The organism is Streptomyces sp. ASQP_92 (assembly GCF_025399895.1).
In the GTDB taxonomy this organism is placed as follows: domain Bacteria; phylum Actinomycetota; class Actinomycetes; order Streptomycetales; family Streptomycetaceae; genus Streptomyces.
Window position 1 is genome coordinate 23,933 of sequence record NZ_JAODUA010000031.1, and the last position, 19,573, is coordinate 43,505.

A 19,573-nucleotide genomic window follows, 5' to 3' on the forward strand; every position below is an offset into this window, starting at 1 on the left:
CACCCGCAATGGCCGGACGCCGCCGCTCATCCGCAACGGCCGGCCGCGCTGGGGGCGCCCCCTGCCCGGTGCTGCCGGGGGCGCGGGGAACTGCGCGAGCGGCCACGTCCGGTGCGCAGTCGATCGTCGCCGCACGCAGGGCTCCCGCTTGCCCGGTGCTGTCAGGGGCGCGGGGAACTGCGCGAGCAACCATGCATGGTCCGCAGGCGATCGTCGCCGCGCGCAGGGTTTCCGCTTGCCCGGTGCTGCCGGGGGCGCGGGGAGCTGCGCGAGCGGCCATGCATGGTCCGCAGGCGATCGTCGCCGCGCGCAGGGTTTCCGCTTGCCCGGTGCTGCCGGGGGCGCGGGGAGCTGCGCGAGCGGCCATGCATGGTCCGCAGGCGATCGGCGCCGCACGCAGGGCTCCCGCTTGCCCGGTGCTGTCAGGGGCGCGGGGAGCTGCGCGAGCAACCACGCACGGTCCGCACCCGACCGGCGAGCCCGGGGCCCTCCCTCCTCACCCTCGGAGTCCCGCGGCGGAGCCGCCGAGTACCCCAGCGGAGAGGGGTGGGGCGGGGAAGCCCCCGCCGTAGCCGCCCCCCGTCCCGCACCCGAGCACACACGCACCCGCACCCGCACACCCCACCGCACCATGGAGCACCCGTGACCGACCAGCCCACCGAGCACGCCGTGTTCGGCGACGACGCCGAGGCCCCGGCGCCCGCCGCGACCGGCACCGGCACCGGGACCGGCACAGGCACTGGCACCGGGACCGGCACTCGCACCGGGACCGGCACAGGCACCGGGACCGGCACAGGCACCGGCGGCGAGGCCCGGATCACCCCCGCCGACGCCGCCGACGCCGCACGGCTCGTCGCCTTCGGGCTCCAGCCCAAGCTGCTGCCCGCCCGCGACGCGGAGTACGCGGAACTGCTCCGCCGCCACCGCGAGGACCCCGCCTTCGCGCGGCTGGCCGACGCCGTCGCCGCGGGGCTCGGCCTGATCGTCCTGGAGGTGTCGCCCCGCGCGGGCATGGCCGTGACGGCGGCCGAGGACTCCGTGTTCGCCGTCCGCATGGGCGACTACGCCCGCCGCGCCGCCGCCCCCGACTCCGCCGACCGCTTCCTGCACGGCCTGGCCCATCTCGCCGTCGCCGCCCTGGCGTTCCCCCGCCCCGAGGACCTCGCCGACGACGGCTACATCGGGCGCATCACCGTCAACGGCGTGGACGCGTTCGTCCGGCAGGCCTGCCGCCGCCTGGAGGAGCGGGCCGAGGAGACCGGCGAGAACACCGACCCCGAGACCGGCGCCCCCGGCCTGGAGGCCGCCTGGCGGATCTACGCGCGCCGCAGCTCCACCGGCGCCACCAAGGACGCCCGCCGGCTCGCCGGTTCGACCACCGGCATCGTCGCCAAGGCGGTCGCCTTCCTCACCGAATCCGGCTTCCTCCAGCGGACCGGGGACGATGCGGGCGGCGCCTACCGCACCACCGCCCGCTACCAGTTGCAGGTCCGCGACATGGCGGGCAGCGCCGCCCTCACCGAGCTCATCGAGCTCGGCGTGGTCGCGGTCACCGACGGCGGCGCCACCCTGCTGCCGCCGCCCGACGCCGACGACCTGGAACTGGTGGCCGACGCCGGACTGCCCTTCCACTCCTGACGCCGCCCCCTCCCCCCCGCCCCCCACCACCACGAGAGTCCGCCGACATGTACGAGCTGTCCCGGGTCCGCCTCTACTCCATCGGGCCTGCCGGTGCGCGCTACGCCGACACCGTGCTTGACCTGCGGGGAGTCGGCGCGCCCGTGCCCAACCCGGCCCCCGCGCAGGCCGAGTTCTTCGAGGACGAGCCGGTCGGCCCGCCGCGCCGCCCCGCTCCCGCGGGCGTGCTCTTCCTGGAGAACGGCGGCGGAAAGTCCGTACTGCTCAAGCTGATCTTCTCGGTGATGCTGCCGGGCCACCGCAACACCCTGGGCGGCGCCAGCTCCGGCGTGCTGCGCAAGTTCCTGCTCGCCGACGACTGCGGGCACGTCGCCCTGGAGTGGCAGCACACCCTGACCGGCGAACTCGTCGTGGTCGGCAAGGTCAGTGAATGGCGCGGGCGCCAAGTCTCCAACGACCCGCGGAAGTTCGCCGAGGCCTGGTACTCCTTCCGGCCGGGGCCCGGCCTCAGCCTCGACTCGCTGCCGGTCGCCGAGTCCAGCGCGATGCGGCCGTCCGCCGAGGGCGTCTCGGGCGCGCAGGGCCGGCGCCGCACGATGAAGGGCTTCCGCGACGCCATCACCGAGGCGACCAAGGCCTACCCCCATCTGGAGGTGTACTGGGAGGAGATCCACGACCGCTGGAACGAGCACCTCGGCGACCTCGGTCTCGACCCCGAACTCTTCCGCTACCAGCGGGAGATGAACGCCGACGAGGGTGAGGCCGCGGGCCTGTTCGCGGTCAAGAAGGACTCCGACTTCACCGACCTGCTCCTGCGCGCCGTCACCGACACCCGCGACACCGACGGCCTCGCCGACCTGGTCAGCGGCTTCGGCAACAAGCTCGGCCGCCGCGCCGAACTCACCGCGGAACGCGACTTCACCGCCGGCTCGGTCGACCTCCTGAACCGCATCGTCGAGGCCGCCGACACCCGCGCGCGGGCCCGCGACGTCCATGCCGGGGCCGAACGGCGAACCCGCAGGCTCGCCCGGCGCCTCTCGGCCCGCGCCACCGAAGAGCGCGGCCGCGCCGCCGACCTCGCCCAGCAGGTCACCGCCGCCGCCCACCACGTCACCCTCGCCGAGCAGGCCCGCGGCCGCAGCTCCCTGATCGCCTCCGAACTCGCCTACCGCCACGCCTCGTTGGCCCTCGCGGTCGCCGAGAAGGCCGCCACGGCACAGCGCCGCGAGCTGGCCGACGCCCGTACCCTGCACTCCGCCTGGCAGGCCGCCGAGGCAGTCCTGCGCCACCGCGCGGCCGCCGACCGCTCGGCCCGTGTCGCCGTCGCCATCCAGGAGGCCGAGCGCGACGCGGCCCCCGCCCTCGCCGCCCGCGCCAAGGCCGCCGCCGATCTCGTACGGGCCCTGCACGCGGCCGCCGAGGACGGCGAGCGGGTCGCGGCCGAGGAGGAGGAGCGCTCCGCCGCCCTCCAGGAGGCCGGCGAGGCGGCACATCGCGATGCCACCGCCGCCGCGACCGAGGCCCAGCGGGCCCGCAGCGAGGCCGGGCATCTGCGCCAGCGCCTGGCCGAGGTCGAGCAGGAGACCGCCGAGGCGGTCCGCGCGGGCTGGCTGGACGACAGCGCCCCGGACGCCGACCCGGCGCGGGCCGCGCTCGCCGCGAGCGATGCCGAGAAGGCCGCGGTGGCCGGCTGGGACGCCGCCCGCGAAGCCGCCCGCACGGCAGCCGACCGGGCCCGCGAGGCCGCCTCCGTCGAGGCCCGGGCCGAACTGGCCGCGGCCCGCGCCGAGGACGCCGCACGCGCCGCCGGTCATGCCTACGACGCGGAGCGCCGGGCCGCCGAGTCGCTCGCCGGGGAAGAGCGCCTGGCCGAACTGCTCGGCCTGCCCACCGCCCTGTCGGACCGCCCCGGTGCCGCCGTGCCCGAGCCCCGCAAGCACGAGGGCGAGGGTGGCCAAAGTCCGCTCACCGCCGAGGAGTTGGACCGTTCGGCGGAGGAACTGCGCGAGCTCCTCGACCAGCGGGTCGCCTCCGCCGAACGCCAGCTCTTCGATCTGCGTACGGCGGCCGCCGACGACGCGCGCATCCTCGGCGCGCTCGGTGACGGTGGACTCCTGCCGCCCAGCCCCGATGTGCTGGCCACCGTCGAATACCTCGGCGAGCACGGCATCCCCGCGCTGCCCGGCTGGCGCTATCTCGCCCAGGCCGTCGCGCCCGCCGACCACGCCGCCGTGCTCGCGGCCCGCCCCGAACTCGTCGACGGCGTGGTCATCACCGACCCCGCCTCGCACGCCCGGGCCCGCGAGGCGCTCGCCGGCGCCGCCCTGCTGCCGCGCTCCGCCGTGGCCGTCGGCACCACCGCCGCCCTGCTCGCGCCCGTTCCGGCCCCCGACTCGGGCACCGACAGCGGCATCTTCCTCGTACCGCCGAACCCGGCGATGCACGACGAGCACGCCGCCGACGAGGAACGCCAGGCACTGCGCGCCCGCGCCACCGCCCGGGACGAGGAGATCCGCTCGCTGGCCGCCAGGCTCACCGGAGACCGCTCGCTGGCCGCCCGGATCGGCTCCTGGCGCGCCGACTGCCCGCCCGGCATGCTCGCCGAACTCGCCGCTGCCGCCCGCACCACCCGCGATGCCGCAGGGGAGGCCGCCCAGGTGCTGGCCGAGGCCCGCAGCGCGCGGGCCGAGGCGGACGAGGCGGCCGCCGAGACCGCGCGGGTGCGCGAGGAGCGCCAAGAGGCCGCCCAGCGCGCCCGGCGTGCCGCCGACGCGCTCGCCGGCCTCGCCTTCCGGCTCCGCGAGCGGGCCGGCTGGCAGGTCAAACTCCGTGAACTCGCCGACGAGGCGGCCGAGTCGGAGGCCCGCGCCCAGACGTTCCTGGAGCGCGCCAAGGCGGCCGACGAGGACCGCCGCGCCGCCCAGCGCGCCGCCGACGACGCCCACCGGACCTCGCGCGCGCTGCGCGCGGAGCGGGCCGAGATCGCGGGCGCACCCGAGAACCTCCCCGAGCCGGAAGCCGACGCTCCGCGCACCTCTCTGCCCGCCCTGCGCGAGGCCTACCGCGCCGCGTCCCAGCTGTACGAGAAGGTCGGCGTCGGCGCCGATCTGCGCGCCGAGCAGGCCCGCGCGGAGAGCGACGAGAGCGCGGCGCTCGCCGAACTCGACCGGCTCACCAACAAGGTGCGCACCCGCGCGGCCACGCTCCTGGAAGGCACCGACGGCGCGGACGGCCCGTCCCGCCAGGCGGCCGCCGCCCGCGCCGAGTCGCTCGTGCAGATGCTGGAGACGCGCGCGTCCACGGCCAGCGAGCAGCTCGGCCGGCTGCGCGGCGAGGCCGAGCGCCTGGCCCCCGCCGACGGCGCCGCGCACACCGAGCTCCCCGACGACCAGGTGCCGGCCGACGCCGAACAGGCCCAGGCCCTGCTGCGGGGCGCGACGGCCGAACTCGCCGCGCGCACCGACGAGTTGGACGCCTCGCGGGCCGCCCACGCCCAACTGCTCGCCGCCCACCGGGCCGCCGAGGACGGGGCGGGCGGCTTCGAGGAGACCGCGGCGCTCCTGCGCGACCTGCTGCGGGACAACGGCCAGGGCCCGGAGGAGGAGAGCGCGCCCGAGCCGTACCCGGGCACCCTGGAGGAGGCCCGCCAGGCCGCCACCGAGACCCGGCGCGCCCTGCGCGGCTGCACCGGTGACCTGTCGGCCGCCGACGCCGCGGTGCGCGAGGCGAGCGACATCCTGGTGCGTCACGCCAACGCCGCCCGCTACGAGCAGGTCCGCACCCCGGCGCGCCAGCAGATCCGCGAACTGCCCGCCGTCGCCCTGCCCGAGCACGCCGCCGCCTGGGCCGCCGCCTTCGAGCCCCGGCTGCGCGTCCTGACCGACGAGCTGGAGCAACTGGAGCGCAACCGCGACTCGATCGTCGACCGGCTGCGCGGGCTGGTGGACTCGGCGCTCACCACGCTGCGCTCCGCCCAGCGCCTGTCGCAGCTTCCCGAAGGGCTCGGCGAGTGGTCCGGCCAGGAGTTCCTGCGGGTCCGCTTCGAGGAACCCGACCAGGCCACCCTCACCGAACGCCTCGGCGGGGTCATCGACGAGGCCACCCGCGCCGCCGTCAAGAAGAACTCCGATCTGCGCCGCGACGGCATGTCCCTGCTGCTGCGCGGAGTCCAGGCGGCCCTCGAACCGCGCGGCATCTCCGTGGAGATCCTCAAGCCGGACGCGGTGCTGCGCGCCGAGCGTGTCCCGGTCGGACAGATGGGGGACGTGTTCTCCGGCGGCCAGCTGCTCACCGCCGCTATCGCCCTGTACTGCACGATGGCGGCGCTGCGCAGCAACGACCGGGGCCGCGACAAGCACCGTCACGCCGGCACGCTCTTCCTCGACAACCCCATCGGCCGCGCGAACGCGACCTACCTCCTGGAGCTCCAGCGGGCCGTCTCCGACGCCCTGGGCGTCCAACTCCTGTACACGACCGGCCTGTTCGACACCACGGCGCTCGCCGAGTTCCCCCTGGTGATCCGGTTGCGCAACGACGCGGACCTGAGGGCGGGCCTGAAGTACATCAGCGTCGAGGAGCACCTGCGCCCCGGCCTTCCCCAGCAGGACACCGCGGGCGAGACCGTGCACGGCGAGATCACCGCGACGCGCATGTTCAAGAAGCCCGCCTGAGCGGCCCGCCGAGGAACGGGGCGGTGGCGCCCGGGCGGCTCACGCCCGGGACAGCCGCTGCCCCGAGCCGTCCGCGGAACGTATTCGAGCCGCCCCCTCGGTGGTACGCGCCGCCCGGCGGGCCCGGCGCCGCTCCCGGCGCAACTTGCGCGCCGAACTGCTGGGCATCGACACCACGCCGTTGCGCTGGTTCCACACCTGCCGGGTGACCCAGACGTCGAGCACGCCCCAGGTGGCGAGGACCGTGCTGCCGACGCTGCTCAGCACCATCGGGAAGGCCAGCCAGGAACCGGCGAGCGTGGACAGGAAGGCGATCATCGCCTGCATCAGGGTGGCCGCGACGATGATGACGGCGCGGACGGCCGCCGTACGGACCGGGTCGGGCAGCCGGGGCCGTACGGCCGGTTCTTCCACCCACAGGGGCCGTTGCTCAACGCTCATGCCTGCATTCCTCCCCACCGGCGAAGGCTCGATGCCTCGCGCCCGCCGCGGCCGCGCGCCGTCCGGGCCCGTTGGACCGGACCCGCTCCCCGTCACGCGTACCCCGCTCGTCCCGCACCACCCGTACGGACAGACGAACGGAACTCCCGTGAGATTCCCGGGAATTGGCCGGGAGGAGCACTTCCAGCCATCTGCCGGAAGGGGCGAAAAGCCGCCATGACGGGTGTCCTCGGCTTCGGGCGGGGGTGCCATCTCCCGGAATACCGGGACAACGCATGATCACCGCTTCTGACAGCGGCCGAAAATCGTCCGGACGTGCCTTCGAGTTGTCTGTGGGTCGGTAGTAGGCTCACGCCGTTTGTTGACGGTTGATCTGGGGGAGGCCATGCGCTTTCGCGGGAAGTCCATCCGCAGGAAGATCGTGGCGTTGCTGCTGGTGCCGCTCGTCTCCCTCACCGCGCTGTGGGGGTTCTCCACCTACCTCACCGGCCGACAGGCCGGCGGCCTGATGGACGTGGCGCACATCGTCAAGAAGGTCGGCTACCCCATCGAGGACACCGTCCGCGTCCTCCAGCAGGAGCGCCGCCAGACCCTCGTCTATCTCGCCGACCAGCGACCGTCCGACGCGCTCGCCTCGCTCCGCGCCCGCCGGGTGGCCACCGACATCGCGATGACCAGGATCCGCGCCGCCGCCCACAACCCGGACGTCCGCGGCGACCTGCAACCCGCCGCGAAGGAACGCCTCAAGGCCGTGCTCGACGGCTTCGACTCGCTGACCGGGCTGCGCCGGTCCGTGGAGCAGGGCTCCGTCGACCGGCCCCAGGCGCTGGACTTCTACAACCGCCTCATCGACCCCTGCTACGGATTCCTCACCAATCTCCACGCCCTGGAGAACGTGGAGATGGACAAGCAGGGCCGCGCCCTGGTCGGCATCACCCGGGCCCGCGAGATGCTCTCGCGCGAGGACGCCCTCGTCGCCTCCTCCCTGATCACCCCGAGGACGACCGCCCCCGAACTGCGCCGGATGGCCGACCTGGTGGCCAACCGCCGGCTGCTCTACGAAACCGACCTGGAGAACCTGCCCCGGGCCGAACGCGACCGCTTCGAGCAGTACTGGAGCGGCCCCGACACCGAGGCGCTGCGCACCGCCGAGTCCGCCCTCATCGACGCCGGGCCCGCCAAGGACCGGCACCTCGACGCCGCCCGCTGGCAGCAGGCCGCCACACCGGTGCTCGACCGCCTCGCCCAGATGGGCACCCAGGCCGGCAACCGCTACCAGGACCGGGTCGAGCCGGTCGCCTTCAACGTGGTGATGAAAGCGGCCCTGACCGGAGTGCTCGGCCTGCTGGCCCTGCTGGTCTCCCTGTTCATGTCCGTACGCATCGGCCGCGAACTGGTCCGCGACCTCACCCGGCTCCGCAAGGAGGCCCACGAGGCCTCCGGGGTGCGCCTGCCGAGCGTGATGCGGCGCCTGGCCGCCGGCGAACAGGTCGACGTGGAGACCGAGGCGCCGCGCCTGGACTACGAACGCGACGAGGTCGGCCAGGTGGGCCAGGCCCTCAACACCCTGCAACGCGCCGCCGTCGAGGCCGCCGTCAAACAGGCCGACATGCGCCGCGGCGTCTCCGAGGTCTTCGTGAACCTCGCCCGCCGCAACCAGGTGCTCCTGCACCGCCAGTTGACGCTCCTGGACGCCATGGAACGGCGCACCGAGGACACCGACGAACTCGCCGACCTGTTCCGCCTCGACCACCTGACCACCCGCATGCGCCGCCACGCCGAGGGCCTGGTGATCCTCTCCGGCGCCGCCGCCTCCCGGCAGTGGCGCAAGCCCGTCCAGCTCATGGACGTCGTACGCGCCGCGGTCGCCGAGGTCGAGGACTACGAGCGCATCGAGGTGCGCAGGCTGCCCCGGCTCGGCGTCGGCGGCCCCGCCGTCGCCGACCTCACCCACCTGATCGCCGAACTCCTGGAGAACGCCACGGTGTTCTCGCCCCCGCACACCGCGGTCCAGGTGCACGGCGAACGCGTCGCCAACGGCTTCACCCTGGAGATCCACGACCGCGGGCTCGGCATGGCCCCGGAGATCCTCCTCGACGCCAACCTGCGCCTCGCCGAGACCCCCGAGTTCGAGCTCTCCGACACCGACCGCCTCGGCCTGTTCGTGGTAAGCCGGCTCGCCCAGCGTCAGAACGTCCGTGTCTCGCTCCAGCCGTCCCCCTACGGCGGTACCACCGCCGTCGTGTTCATCCCGGCCACCCTGCTCACCGACGCGCCCGAGACCGAGGGCACCGGCTTCCGGCTCGACCGCAAGGCCGCCCGAAGTGACGGCCGGAGCGAGGGCCGGAGCGTCCCGGACGCCCCGCGCCGCGCGCTGTCACCGCTGCCCGTGGGCATCCCCGGCCAGTCGGTCCTGGACGGCCCCGTCGAACTGGAGCCCCCCATCGACCCGTTGGGCTTCGACGAGCCCTCCGTGTTCGAGGCGCCGGTGGGCCGTGAGGGCATCGAGGCCGGGCGCGCCGGGCTGCTCCGCTCGGCCCGCCGGGCCGGCGGGTCCCCCGACGAGCGCCAGCAGCACGCGCAGGCGGCCGACGAGGGAGAGGACCACGAGCCGCTGCCGCTGCCGCGCCGGCTGCGCGTGCCGACACTGGTCAGCGACAACGGGCGGCGCGTCGACGGCCACGGCCGCGGCCATCCGGCATCCGAACCCGACCCCGCCCCCCAGGAAACCCGCGCCTTCGAGAGCCGGCTGCCCGAACGCCGAGCCGCCCAGCCGCCGCGCCCCGGCGACGCCCGGCCCGAGCCCCCGGCGGCGCAGCCCCTGCGCCCCGCGCCGCGCCCCTCGGGGCTGACACCGGTGCGGCCCGCCGGTCTCGCCGAACCGCCCGCGCCGGGGCCCGCCAACCCGGCGGACCTGCCGGGCGCGCCCAGCTCGGCCCCGTCCTGGGGCAGCCTGCCCGACGCGCCGCCCGCGGGCGAGCCGCCGCTGGGCGGGCTTCCGCGCCGGGTCCGCCAGGCGAGCCTGGCCCCCCAGCTCAAGGCCCCCGAGGGCCACCACGCCCCGCCCGACGACGGGCCCGATCCGGAGCGCGACGCCGACGAGGTGCGCGACAGGATGGCCTCACTGCAACGCGGCTGGCAGCGCGGCCGCAGGCACAACGAAGCTTCGGACACCGCGGAAGGACCATCCGCGCCGGGCCGGGGCGACACCGCACGACGAACCACACCGGAGGGGGACGGTCGATGACCGCGCCACAAGACTCAGCCGCAGCACGCAACGCCACCGGGAGCGGCGCCGGCGAACTCAACTGGCTCCTCGACGAGTTGGTCGACCGCGTCGGCTCCATCCGCAAGGCCCTGGTGCTCTCCAGCGACGGCCTCGCCACCGGCACGTCGCGCGATCTGACCCGCGAGGACGGTGAGCACCTGGCGGCCGTCGCCTCCGGCTTCCACAGCCTCGCCAAGGGCGTCGGCCGGCACTTCGACGCGGGCAGGGTGCGCCAGACCGTCGTCGAACTCGACGACGCCTTCCTCTTCGTGACGGCCGCCGGCGACGGCAGCTGCCTGGCCGTCCTGTCCGACGCCGACTCCGACGTCGGACAGGTCGCCTACGAGATGACCCTGATGGTCAAGCGGGTCGGCGTCCATCTGACCACCGCACCACGGACCGGCCTGCGCACCGGAGGGTGAGGGGGCGCGCCATGAGCGGGGGACACGATGAGTGACCCGGACCAGCGGGCCCAGAACCAGGTGAGGGACGCCTCGGGGGTGGCCGCCCCGGGCCGGCCGCACCACTGGTTCGACGACGACGCCGGCCCGGTGGTGCGTCCGTACGCCATGACCCGGGGCCGTACCACCAGCGTCGGCCAGCACCGGCTCGACCTGATCGCCGTAGTCGTCCCGGAACCCGCCGCCGACGACCCGGGCCGCGACCAGACGCTCTCACCGGAGCACGTGGAGATCGTCGAACGCTGCGGGGACTCGCCGCAGTCGATCGCCGAGCTCGCGGCGGGGCTCGACCTCCCCGTCGGGGTGGTCCGGGTCCTGGTCGGCGACCTGGTCGCCGACGCCCTGGTGCACGTAACCCGACCCGTTCCGCCGGCCGAGCTGCCGGACGAGTCCCTTCTCCGCGAGGTGATCAATGGCCTTCGGGCGCTCTAGCCGCAGAAAGCGGCACGTCGATCCGGTGACGCTCAAGATCCTCGTCGCCGGCGGCTTCGGCGTCGGCAAGACCACCCTGGTCGGCGCGGTGAGCGAGATCCGGCCCCTGCGCACCGAGGAACAGCTCAGCGAGGCGGGCCGCCCGATCGACGACCTGGCCGGTGTGGAGGGCAAGAACACCACCACCGTGGCCATGGACTTCGGGCGCATCACGCTCCGCGAGGACCTGGTGCTCTATCTCTTCGGCACCCCGGGCCAGGACCGTTTCTGGTTCCTGTGGGACGAACTCGCCCAGGGCGCGCTCGGAGCCGTGGTCCTCGCCGACACCCGCCGTCTTGAGGACTGCTTCGCCGGCATCGACTACTTCGAGCGGCGCGGCATCCCGTTCACCGTCGCCGTCAACTGCTTCGACGACGCGGCCCGTTACCCCGCCGACACGGTGCGCGCGGCCCTCGACCTCGACCCCGAGGTGCCGCTGCTCATGTGCGACGCGCGGGAGCGCGAGTCCGTCAAGGAGATCCTCGTCGGGGTGGTCGAGCACGCCATGGCGATGTCGGCCAAGTCCCGCCAGCCCGCGACGACGTGATGCCCCGCGCGTGACGCGGCCCGTACCTCCGCCGACCGGGGTACGGGCCGCGCGTGCGGGGGCCTACCGGTCGCCCTCCTCGTGCCAGTTGAGGCTGCGCTCCACCGCCTTGCGCCAGTTGGCGTACTCGCGCTCGCGGACCGGTGGCGTCATGCGCGGGGACCACTGCGCGTCGCGCCGCCAGTGCGCGGCCAGTTCATCGAGACCCGACCAGACACCGGTGGCGAGGCCCGCGGCGTACGCCGCTCCCAGGCAGGTCGTCTCGGACACCTCGGGGCGGATGACGGGGACCCCGAGCACATCTGCCTGATGCTGCATCAGGAGGTTGTTGACGGTCATGCCGCCGTCCACCTTCAGGGTCGTGATGGGTACGCCCGAGTCCTGGAACATGGCGTCGACGACCTCGCGGGTCTGCCAGCTCGTCGCCTCCAGGACCGCGCGCGCGAGGTGCGCCTTCGTCACGTACCGGGTGAGACCGGTGATGACGCCCCGCGCGTCGGAGCGCCAGTAGGGCGCGAAGAGCCCCGAGAAGGCGGGCACGATGTACGCCCCGCCGTTGTCGTCGACGCTCGCCGCCAGGGATTCGATCTCGTCGGCGCTGCGGATGATGCCGAGCTGGTCGCGGAACCACTGGACCAGCGCGCCGGTGATCGCGATGGAGCCCTCCAGGCAGTAGACGGGCGGCTGTTCCCCGATCCGGTAGCCGACCGTGGTGATCAGCCCGTTCTTGGAGGGGACCGGCGTGGTACCGGTGTTGAGGAGCAGGAAACTCCCCGTGCCGTAAGTGTTCTTCGCGCTGCCCGCGTCGTAGCAGGCCTGTCCGAACACCGCCGCCTGCTGGTCGCCGAGCGCGGAGGCGACGGGCACCCCCGCCACCTGGCCGACGGCGGTCCCGTACACCTCGGCCGAGGACCGGATCTCGGGGAGCATCGCGCGAGGCAGGTTCATCGCCGCGAGGATTTCGGGGTCCCACTCCAGGGTGGTCAGGTCCATCAGCAGGGTGCGGGAGGCGTTGGTGACGTCGGTGACATGTACGCCGCCGGACGTGCCGCCCGTCAGGTTCCAGATGAGCCAGGAGTCGATGGTGCCGAACGCGATCTCGCCGCGTTCGGCCCGGGCGCGCAGGCCGGGCACGCTGTCGAGCAGCCAGGCCGCCTTGGGGCCCGAGAAGTAACTGGCCAGCGGGAGCCCGGTGGTGTCGCGGAACCGGTCCTGCCCGTGCTCGCCCCCCAGTTCGTGGCAGAGCGCGGAGGTCCGGGTGTCCTGCCAGACGATCGCGTTGTGAACGGGTTTGCCGGTCGCCCGGTCCCACAGAACGGTCGTCTCGCGCTGGTTGGTGATGCCGAGCGCGCTGAGCTGCCCGGCGCGCAGCCCGGCCCGGGCGAGCGCGCCCGCCACCACGGCCTGCACCTTGGACCAGATCTCGGCCGCGTCGTGCTCCACCCAGCCGGGCTTGGGGAAGATCTGCCGGTGTTCCCGCTGGTCGACGGCGACGATCGCCCCGTCCTGATTGAAGATGATGCAGCGGCTGGAGGTGGTGCCCTGGTCGATGGAGGCGACGAACCTGTCCGTCATGGCTACCCCTGGTGCTCTGGCCGCGGCCGCGCTGGGCCGCGGGGGTGGACGGGGCCACCCAGCGCCCCACCCGGCGATACCGAGAGACAACGGGCAGTGTTCACCGGCCATGACGGACCGTCAAGAAGCGCGGCAGAAGCGGTGGTTGAGGGTGACTCCGCCGTGCCGCCCCGGCGGCGCGAACCCCGATGGGCCCGCCTCAGCGCACCGCCACCACTGCCGAGCCGTGCCCGAACAGGCCCTGGTTCGCGGTGATCCCCACCCGCGCCCCCTCGACCTGCCGGGCACCCGAGACGCCCCTCAACTGCCAGGTCAGCTCGCATACCTGGGCGATGGCCTGGGCGGGCACGGCCTCGCCGAACGACGCCAGGCCGCCACTGGTGTTGACCGGGATCCGGCCCCCGAGCGAGGTCACCCCGTCCCTGACGAGCTTGGCCCCCTCGCCGGGGCCGCACAGCCCGAGGTCCTCGTACCACTCCAGTTCCAGGGCGGTGGACAGGTCGTAGACCTCGGCGAGCGACACCTCCTCGGGCCCGATGCCCGCCTCCTCGTACGCGGCCCGCGCGAGGGACGCCCGGAACGACTCCGGCGGGGGTTCGACGGCGACCGCCGAGTCGGTGGCGATGTCGGGCAGGTCAAGGACCGTGCGGGGGAAGGTGGGGGTGATGGTGGAGACCGCGCGGATCCGGACCGGATCGGGGACGCCGTGCCGGCGTGCGAAGTCCATGCCGGTCAGCACCAGGGCCGCGGCGCCGTCCGAGGTGGCGCAGATGTCGAGCAGGCGCAGCGGGTCGGCGACCACCGCGGAGGCGGCGACCTCCTCGGCGGTGACGGCCTTGCGGTAGCGGGCGTTCGGATTGAGCGCGCCGAGCGCCGCGTTCTTCACCTTGACGCGCGCGAAGTCGTCGACCGTGTCGCCGTGCAGGGCCATGCGCCGCCGGGCGTACAGGGCGAAGTAGGCCGGATTGGTGGCGCCGAGCACCCGGAACCGGAGCCAGTCCGGGTCGTCGGGCCGCTCGCCCCCGGCCGGCGCGAAGAAACCCTTCGGCGCGGCATCGGCCCCCACGACCAGCACCACGTCCGCCAGGCCCGCCAGGATCTGTGCCCGTGCCGCGCCGATCGCCTGCGCCCCGGAGGCGCAGGCCGCGTACACGCTGGTCACCCGGGCGCCCTGCCAGCCGAGCGCCCGCGCGAAGGTGGCGCCCGCCACGTAGCCCGGGTAGCCGCCGCGCACGGTGTCAGCGCCCACCACCGCCTGGACGTCACGCCAGTCGATCCCGGCGTCCGCGAGTGCGGCTCGGGCCGCCACGGTCCCGTACTCGACGAAACTCCGTCCCCACTTGCCCCACGGGTGCATTCCCGCGCCCAGGACCGCGATGTCCCCGCTCATGCCGCCACCTCCACGGGCCGCCAGTGCCAGGTCGTCCGGGTGGTCGTGGCGTCCTCGTCGAGCACCCCCGCCACCACCTCGACCTCCATGCCGACCGCCAGATCGGCGAGGGTGACCCCCGGGGCCGCCTGACCGAGCACCACCATCCGCTCGGCCGCCAGCTCGACGGCGACAAGCACATAGGGTTCCCACTCCACCTGGGGGTCGGACAGATAGGGAGCGGGCGGGCGGTAGCGCCCGTCGGTGTAGGACCACACACGACCCCGCCGGGACAGGGGCACCTCCGTCAGTTCGCCGCCCCCGCATCCGGGGTTGCGGCAGAAGGCGTCCTCGCGCGGAAAGAAGACGGTGGAGCAGGCGGCGCAGCGAGTGCCGAGCAACCGGAAGCTCTCCCCCTGGGCATCGGTGAACCACCCCGCGACCACAGGCGTGCGTGAGCGTGCGTCTGTCAAGGCCCCTCCCGGCAGTCATTTCTGACGGAACGTCAGAAGTGTGCCACGGGCGCCCGGAGTTGGGGAGGGGCGGTCGCGGGCGGGTGCCGCCTCAGTGGCTCTCGGCGAGCCACTTCGCGGCGATCTCCCCGAGCTCGCGGTCCCGCCCGGCCAGCATCATCGCGATCATCTGCCGGTCCCCGCGCAGCGACCAGGCGGGGTGCCCGAAGGTGGCCGGGTTGTTCTTCTCGATGAACCAGTGCGCGGGCCAGGCGGTCCCGTACCCGATGAGCGGCAGCGCGAGGGCGTACCGCCCGCGCCCGCGCGCGAGTCCGTACGCGGTGAGGGCCAGCCCGGTGAGGGTGCCGGTGAGATGGACCCACCGGGTGGCGGCCCGGGAGTGCATCGCCACGTAGTAGGGCCAGAACTCCTCGTACGAGTCGAACGTCGGCTTCGTCGTGTTCGTCATACGGCAGAACCTATTCGCTCTGCGGAGAACCGGATACGGCTCCTTGGCGTCCGAGAAGACAGAGCGGGCGCCCGGGACCGACGGGGGTGGCCCCGGCCGCCCGCTCGTATCCCCGCCCGGCCTCGAGCGGAATCGGCGCGCACGACGTCCGTGCTGCCCGCGCAGGGACGGGCGGCGCAACCGGAGTGCGGCACCGGCTCAGTGCCCGGCCACCGAGCGCCGGGCCACCGGGAAGTCGAAGTAGGTGTCCGGGAAGGGCTCCGGCCGGTAGGTGAAGTGCCACCACTCCTCCGGAAGATTGGCGAAACCCTCCGCCGCGAGCGTGGTCTTGAGCAGCTGCCGGTTCGCGCGCTGTGCGCCCTGAATGCGGGGATCGTCGGTGTGCGCCAGGGTGTCGAAGCAGTCGAACCCCGTGCCCATGTCGACGGAGTTGTCGGGGAACCGCTCGCCCTTCGGCGCGTAGCAGGGCACGAGGCGCTGCCCCGGGTGGTACGGCCGGGTGGGCGGCGCGGGCAGCCGGACGATCGTCAGATCCATCGTGCTGCCCCGGCTGTGCCCGGACTTCTCGGCGATGTAGCCGTCCGCGAACAGCCTCGATTTGTCGACCCGCGGATAGAACTCCGCCTTCATCCGTTCGTCGTCGAGGTCCTTCGCCCAGCGCACGAAGTGATCGACCGCCCGCTGCGGCCGGTAGCAGTCGTAGACCTTCAGCGAATAGCCCTGGCGCAGAAGCCTCACCTGCGCGCGGTGCAGGGCCTCGGCGGCCGGCCGGGTCAGGATGCACAGCGGCTGCCGGTAGCCGTCGATCGGCTCGCCCACGAAGTCGTGCGGGGTGAGGTAGCGCATCTCCTGAAGGATGGACGGGTCGACCGAACGCAGCGCCACGAACTCCGCGGGCGCCTTGGGCTCCGGCGCCGCCCGCGCGGCGGGGGAGAGGGCCGTGACGGTGAGCAGCGCGGCGGAGGCGGCCAGAGCGCGCAGGGCGCGCCGCGATCGTGACGTCGGGCGGTGAAAGGGAGCGCCCGCCGGGCGTGGCAGGAAGGTGGTTCGTCCCTCGGTGCGTCGTCGTGTCATGTGCACACCCTCTATCAGGTCAACCGGCGTACGGGGAAGGGCGCTTGGGTGGGGGGCGGCTCCTCGGCAGGGCTGGCCCGGTCCGTTAGAGTCCGCGCGTGAGCGCCCCCTTCAAGCAGCCCGTCATGGACTCCCACTGCGCCGCGTGCGGAGCACCGTACTCCGCCCCGGCCGACGCCAGGCCCCGCACCTGCGCCGCCTGTGGCACCACCGCCTACCGCAACCCTCTGCCGGTCGCCGTCGCGCTGCTGCCCGTCACCGACGCCCATGGCACCGGGCTCGTCGTCATCACCCGCGCCATCGAACCGAGGTGCGGCGGCCGCGCCCTGCCGGGTGGCTTCATCGATCTCGGCGAGAGCTGGCAGGACGCCGTCGTCCGCGAACTGGGCGAGGAGACCGGCATCGAGGTCCCGGCGTCCGAGGTGCGTCTCGCGGACGCCCTGAGCTCCCCCGCGCACCTGCTCCTGTTCGGCCTGCTGCCCCCGCGCCGCGCCGCCGAACTCCCGCCCCCGGCGCCGACCGACGAGACAGAGGGCTGGGAACTGCTGCGCGAACCGGCCGAGTTGACCTTCCCGCTGCATACGGAGGCGGTCCGCAGATGGTTCGCGGGGGAGTACCGCGCAGGGCCCGCGCCGCGTACCTGACATGGTGCGCCGGGCAGCGCCGCGCCCCGCGCCCGGCAGAGCCCCGGCCCGGTCGCGGTACCGGCTCAGCGTGCCCCGCCCCGCACCCGCACCGGATACCCGACCTCGGCGTCCGGGCCGCCGTCGGCCCGCTCCACCACCACCCGGCCGTTCTCGACCCGGGTCGAGAACCGCTCGACGCGCGCCCGTTCCCAGCCGTCCCCCGCGTCCCGCACCACGATCCCGCCCCCGGTGCGTCCGGTGGCCGGCGCCCACACCTCCAGTTCCAGGCCGCCGTCCGCGCCCCGCACCGGGATCACCGACCCCGCCCGCGCGAGGACGGGGACATGCGACAGAGGAGCGTCGAGCAGCACCTGGCCGGGCCCCTCGTGCGCCTGCCCGGTCGCGGTGTCGTACCAGCGTCCCCGTGGCAGCCGCACCGCCCGCCGGTCGGCGGCGTGCTCCAGGACCGGCGCCACGAGCAGCGCGTCCCCGAGCAGGAAGGAGTCCTCGCAGTCCCGCAGCGCCCGGTCGCCCGGCGCGCTCCACCACAGCGGCCGCACATAGGGCGCCCCGGTCAGCCGCGCCAGCTGGGCCAGCGTCATGAAGTACGGGTGCAGCCGCTGCCGTTCGGCCAGCGCCGACCGAGCGGCTTCGAGCACCTCGGGGCCGAACTCCCAGGGCTCGCGCCGGCCCGCCCACTTGGCGGCGTGGGTACGGAACAGGGGCAGCCAGGCGCCGAGTTGGAACCAGCGCAGATACAGCTCGGGCGAGGGGCTTCCGGTGAAGCCGCCCACGTCGGGGCCCGAGTAGGGCACCCCGCACAGGCCGAGGCCCAGCACCAGGGACAGCGAGGCGCGCAGCCCGGGCCAGCCCGTCGACACATCGCCCGACCAGGTGCCGCCGTAGCGCTGCATTCCGGCCCACCCCGAGCGCGAGAACAGGAACGGCCGCTCCCCGGGCCGCAGTTGGCGCAGTCCCTCGTATCCGGCCCGGGCCATGCAGAGCCCGTAGACGTTGTGGCCCTCGCGGTGGTCGCCGCCCTGACCGTCCAGGTCGTGCCGGGCGGACCGGGGCAGCGTCCGGTCCCCGAACGGAGCGAAGGTCACCGGTTCGTTCATGTCGTGCCACACCCCCGCGAACCCCTGGTCGAGCCGCTCCCGGTACAGCGCGCCCCACCAGGCGCGGGTCCGCGGATCGGTGAAGTCGGGAAAGGCGCACTCCCCGGGCCACACCTCTGCGCGCACCTCGCGCCCGTGGGCGTCCTTGACGAAGGCCCCGGCGGCGCGCCCGCTCTCGTACACCGCGCTGCCGGCTTGCGCCCGGACCCCGGGGTCGACGATCGAGACCAGTCGCACCCCGTCCTCGGCGAGATCCTTGGCCAGCCGGGGCACATCGGGAAAGGCGGCCGGGTCGACGGTGAAGACCCGGTGGTCGTCGTAGTGGTCGATGTCCAGGTGCAGCGCGGTCAACGGCAGGCCGCGCCCGGTGTACCCGCCGACGATCCGCCGCACCTCGCGCTCGGTGCCGAAACCCCAGCGCGCGTGCTGGGGGCCGAGCGCCCACGACGGGGGCAGGGCGGGCGCGCCGGTCAGGGCCGACCAGCCCTGGAGCACCCGCGAGGGCGTCCCCGCCATCACCCAGCAGCGCAGCGGACCGCCCTCCATGCGCAGCTCGCTCGCCCCCGGACGGTCGTGCCCGGACCCGGCGCCCTCCTCGCCCTCGCGCAGCACCACCCGGCCGTCCCAGGTGTTGTCGTAGAACGCGAGGTGGGTTCCCGCGTCCGCGACCACCAGCTGCACCGGCATCGTGATGTACAGCGGGTCGTCGCCCGGACCGAAGCCGCCGCCCGGATCGGTGTTCCACAGCCGGTAGGTGCCGTCCCGCAACCGGGGCCCGTTCGCCCGCCCGCCCAGGCCGAAGAACCGTGCGTCCGCGGGCACTTCGGAGCGCTGGAGCCAGCGGGCCGGCCCGCCGCCGGCCGGCTCCCACCAGCGCGGCGGCAGCTCCCGGCGCAGCACCACGCCTCCGGGCGTGCACACCTGCACCGCGCCGTACCGGGAGACGACCACGGTCAGCCGCTCCGACACGATGCGCCAGCCGCCGTCCTTGTCCGGCTCCAGGACCGCCCGGGGGTCCGGCCCGGGAGCCCGGCCGCTCACGGCGTACGACGGCTCGGGACCCGCCCCGCCCCAGCCCCAGAACACCGCGCCGCCCGCCGCGACCCGCACCTCCAGCTCGGCGCGCGCGAAGCGCACCACGCCTCCGCCCGGCCTCGGCTCGGCCTCGGTCACCGTCCCCGGCACCCGGGCCCGCTCCCGCCCGCGCGCCGGCAGGTCCCGCGCGTCCGCCCGGCGCCGACGCAGGGCCGCGCGTATGGCCCGCAGCCCCCGCACCGAACCGGCCGCCTTCACCGAGCGCATCAGGTCATCGCCGTTCATGCAGCTCACCCTGCCACCCGGACGGCCCTGTGCGCGGTTCGTTCAACTGCCGTTCACCTGTGGTCGCGCCACAT

The 19,573-nt window shown here is 74.4% G+C and carries 14 protein-coding genes; 7 read left to right on the top strand and 7 right to left on the bottom strand.

Features of this window, described 5'->3' with window-relative positions:
- Window positions 1-642 precede the first annotated feature (642 nt).
- Both N4G70_RS34695 and N4G70_RS34700 read left to right on the top strand, forming a co-directional pair.
- A complete protein-coding gene (locus N4G70_RS34695) occupies window positions 643-1,638 on the top strand; it encodes a hypothetical protein (protein WP_261716766.1) in 996 nt (331 codons plus the stop codon).
- 47 nt (window positions 1,639-1,685) lie between these two features.
- Window positions 1,686-6,308, top strand: coding sequence for a hypothetical protein (locus tag N4G70_RS34700; RefSeq protein WP_261716767.1), 4,623 nt, complete (start codon window positions 1,686-1,688; stop codon window positions 6,306-6,308).
- Window positions 6,309-6,347: 39 nt separating this feature from the next.
- Here N4G70_RS34700 and N4G70_RS34705 read toward each other — a convergent pair whose 3' ends face one another.
- The gene (locus N4G70_RS34705; protein ID WP_399037906.1) at window positions 6,348-6,845 is read right to left on the bottom strand and encodes a hypothetical protein; all 498 of its coding nucleotides are present in this window, start codon (window positions 6,843-6,845) and stop codon (window positions 6,348-6,350) included.
- 289 nt (window positions 6,846-7,134) lie between these two features.
- On the opposite strand from N4G70_RS34705, the gene N4G70_RS34710 reads away from it, so the two are divergent.
- The 4 genes from N4G70_RS34710 to N4G70_RS34725 are packed head-to-tail and all read left to right on the top strand — an operon-like array spanning window position 7,135 to window position 11,496.
- Window positions 7,135-9,996: a nitrate- and nitrite sensing domain-containing protein gene (locus N4G70_RS34710; RefSeq protein ID WP_261716768.1), complete on the top strand. Its 2,862-nt coding sequence runs from the start codon at window positions 7,135-7,137 to the stop codon at window positions 9,994-9,996.
- Window positions 9,993-10,439, top strand: coding sequence for a roadblock/LC7 domain-containing protein (locus tag N4G70_RS34715; RefSeq protein WP_261716769.1), 447 nt, complete (start codon window positions 9,993-9,995; stop codon window positions 10,437-10,439). Before N4G70_RS34710 ends, N4G70_RS34715 begins: the two co-directional genes overlap by 4 nt.
- Before the next feature lie 27 nt (window positions 10,440-10,466).
- Window positions 10,467-10,910 carry a DUF742 domain-containing protein gene (locus N4G70_RS34720; protein WP_261716770.1) on the top strand — a complete coding sequence of 148 codons (444 nt, stop codon included), beginning with the start codon at window positions 10,467-10,469 and terminating at the stop codon, window positions 10,908-10,910.
- Window positions 10,891-11,496 (top strand): ATP/GTP-binding protein, encoded by a 606-nt coding sequence (locus tag N4G70_RS34725; protein ID WP_261716771.1) that lies wholly within the window; start codon window positions 10,891-10,893, stop codon window positions 11,494-11,496. Before N4G70_RS34720 ends, N4G70_RS34725 begins: the two co-directional genes overlap by 20 nt.
- A gap of 63 nt (window positions 11,497-11,559) precedes the next feature.
- On the opposite strand, the gene glpK is transcribed toward N4G70_RS34725, so the two are convergent.
- The 5 genes from glpK to N4G70_RS34750 all read right to left on the bottom strand — a co-directional run bounded on the left by glpK (window position 11,560) and on the right by N4G70_RS34750 (window position 16,435).
- Window positions 11,560-13,071 (bottom strand): glycerol kinase GlpK, encoded by a 1,512-nt coding sequence (glpK, locus tag N4G70_RS34730; protein WP_261716772.1) that lies wholly within the window; start codon window positions 13,069-13,071, stop codon window positions 11,560-11,562.
- Window positions 13,072-13,270: 199 nt separating this feature from the next.
- Complete coding sequence (locus N4G70_RS34735; RefSeq protein WP_261716773.1) at window positions 13,271-14,461, bottom strand: lipid-transfer protein; 1,191 nt, start codon at window positions 14,459-14,461, stop codon at window positions 13,271-13,273.
- A complete protein-coding gene (locus N4G70_RS34740) occupies window positions 14,458-14,886 on the bottom strand; it encodes a Zn-ribbon domain-containing OB-fold protein (RefSeq protein ID WP_261716784.1) in 429 nt (142 codons plus the stop codon). The genes N4G70_RS34735 and N4G70_RS34740 overlap by 4 nt, the downstream gene beginning before the upstream one ends.
- Before the next feature lie 118 nt (window positions 14,887-15,004).
- Window positions 15,005-15,361: a DUF962 domain-containing protein gene (locus N4G70_RS34745; RefSeq protein ID WP_261716774.1), complete on the bottom strand. Its 357-nt coding sequence runs from the start codon at window positions 15,359-15,361 to the stop codon at window positions 15,005-15,007.
- A gap of 198 nt (window positions 15,362-15,559) precedes the next feature.
- Window positions 15,560-16,435, bottom strand: a complete 876-nt coding sequence (locus N4G70_RS34750; RefSeq protein WP_261716775.1) for a M15 family metallopeptidase — start codon at window positions 16,433-16,435, stop codon at window positions 15,560-15,562.
- A gap of 125 nt (window positions 16,436-16,560) precedes the next feature.
- Between N4G70_RS34750 and N4G70_RS34755 the strand changes: the two genes are divergently transcribed.
- Window positions 16,561-17,079 carry an NUDIX domain-containing protein gene (locus tag N4G70_RS34755; RefSeq protein WP_261716785.1) on the top strand — a complete coding sequence of 173 codons (519 nt, stop codon included), beginning with the start codon at window positions 16,561-16,563 and terminating at the stop codon, window positions 17,077-17,079.
- A gap of 65 nt (window positions 17,080-17,144) precedes the next feature.
- On the opposite strand, the gene N4G70_RS34760 is transcribed toward N4G70_RS34755, so the two are convergent.
- Window positions 17,145-19,499 (bottom strand): TIM-barrel domain-containing protein, encoded by a 2,355-nt coding sequence (locus N4G70_RS34760; protein ID WP_261716776.1) that lies wholly within the window; start codon window positions 19,497-19,499, stop codon window positions 17,145-17,147.
- Window positions 19,500-19,573 lie beyond the last annotated feature (74 nt).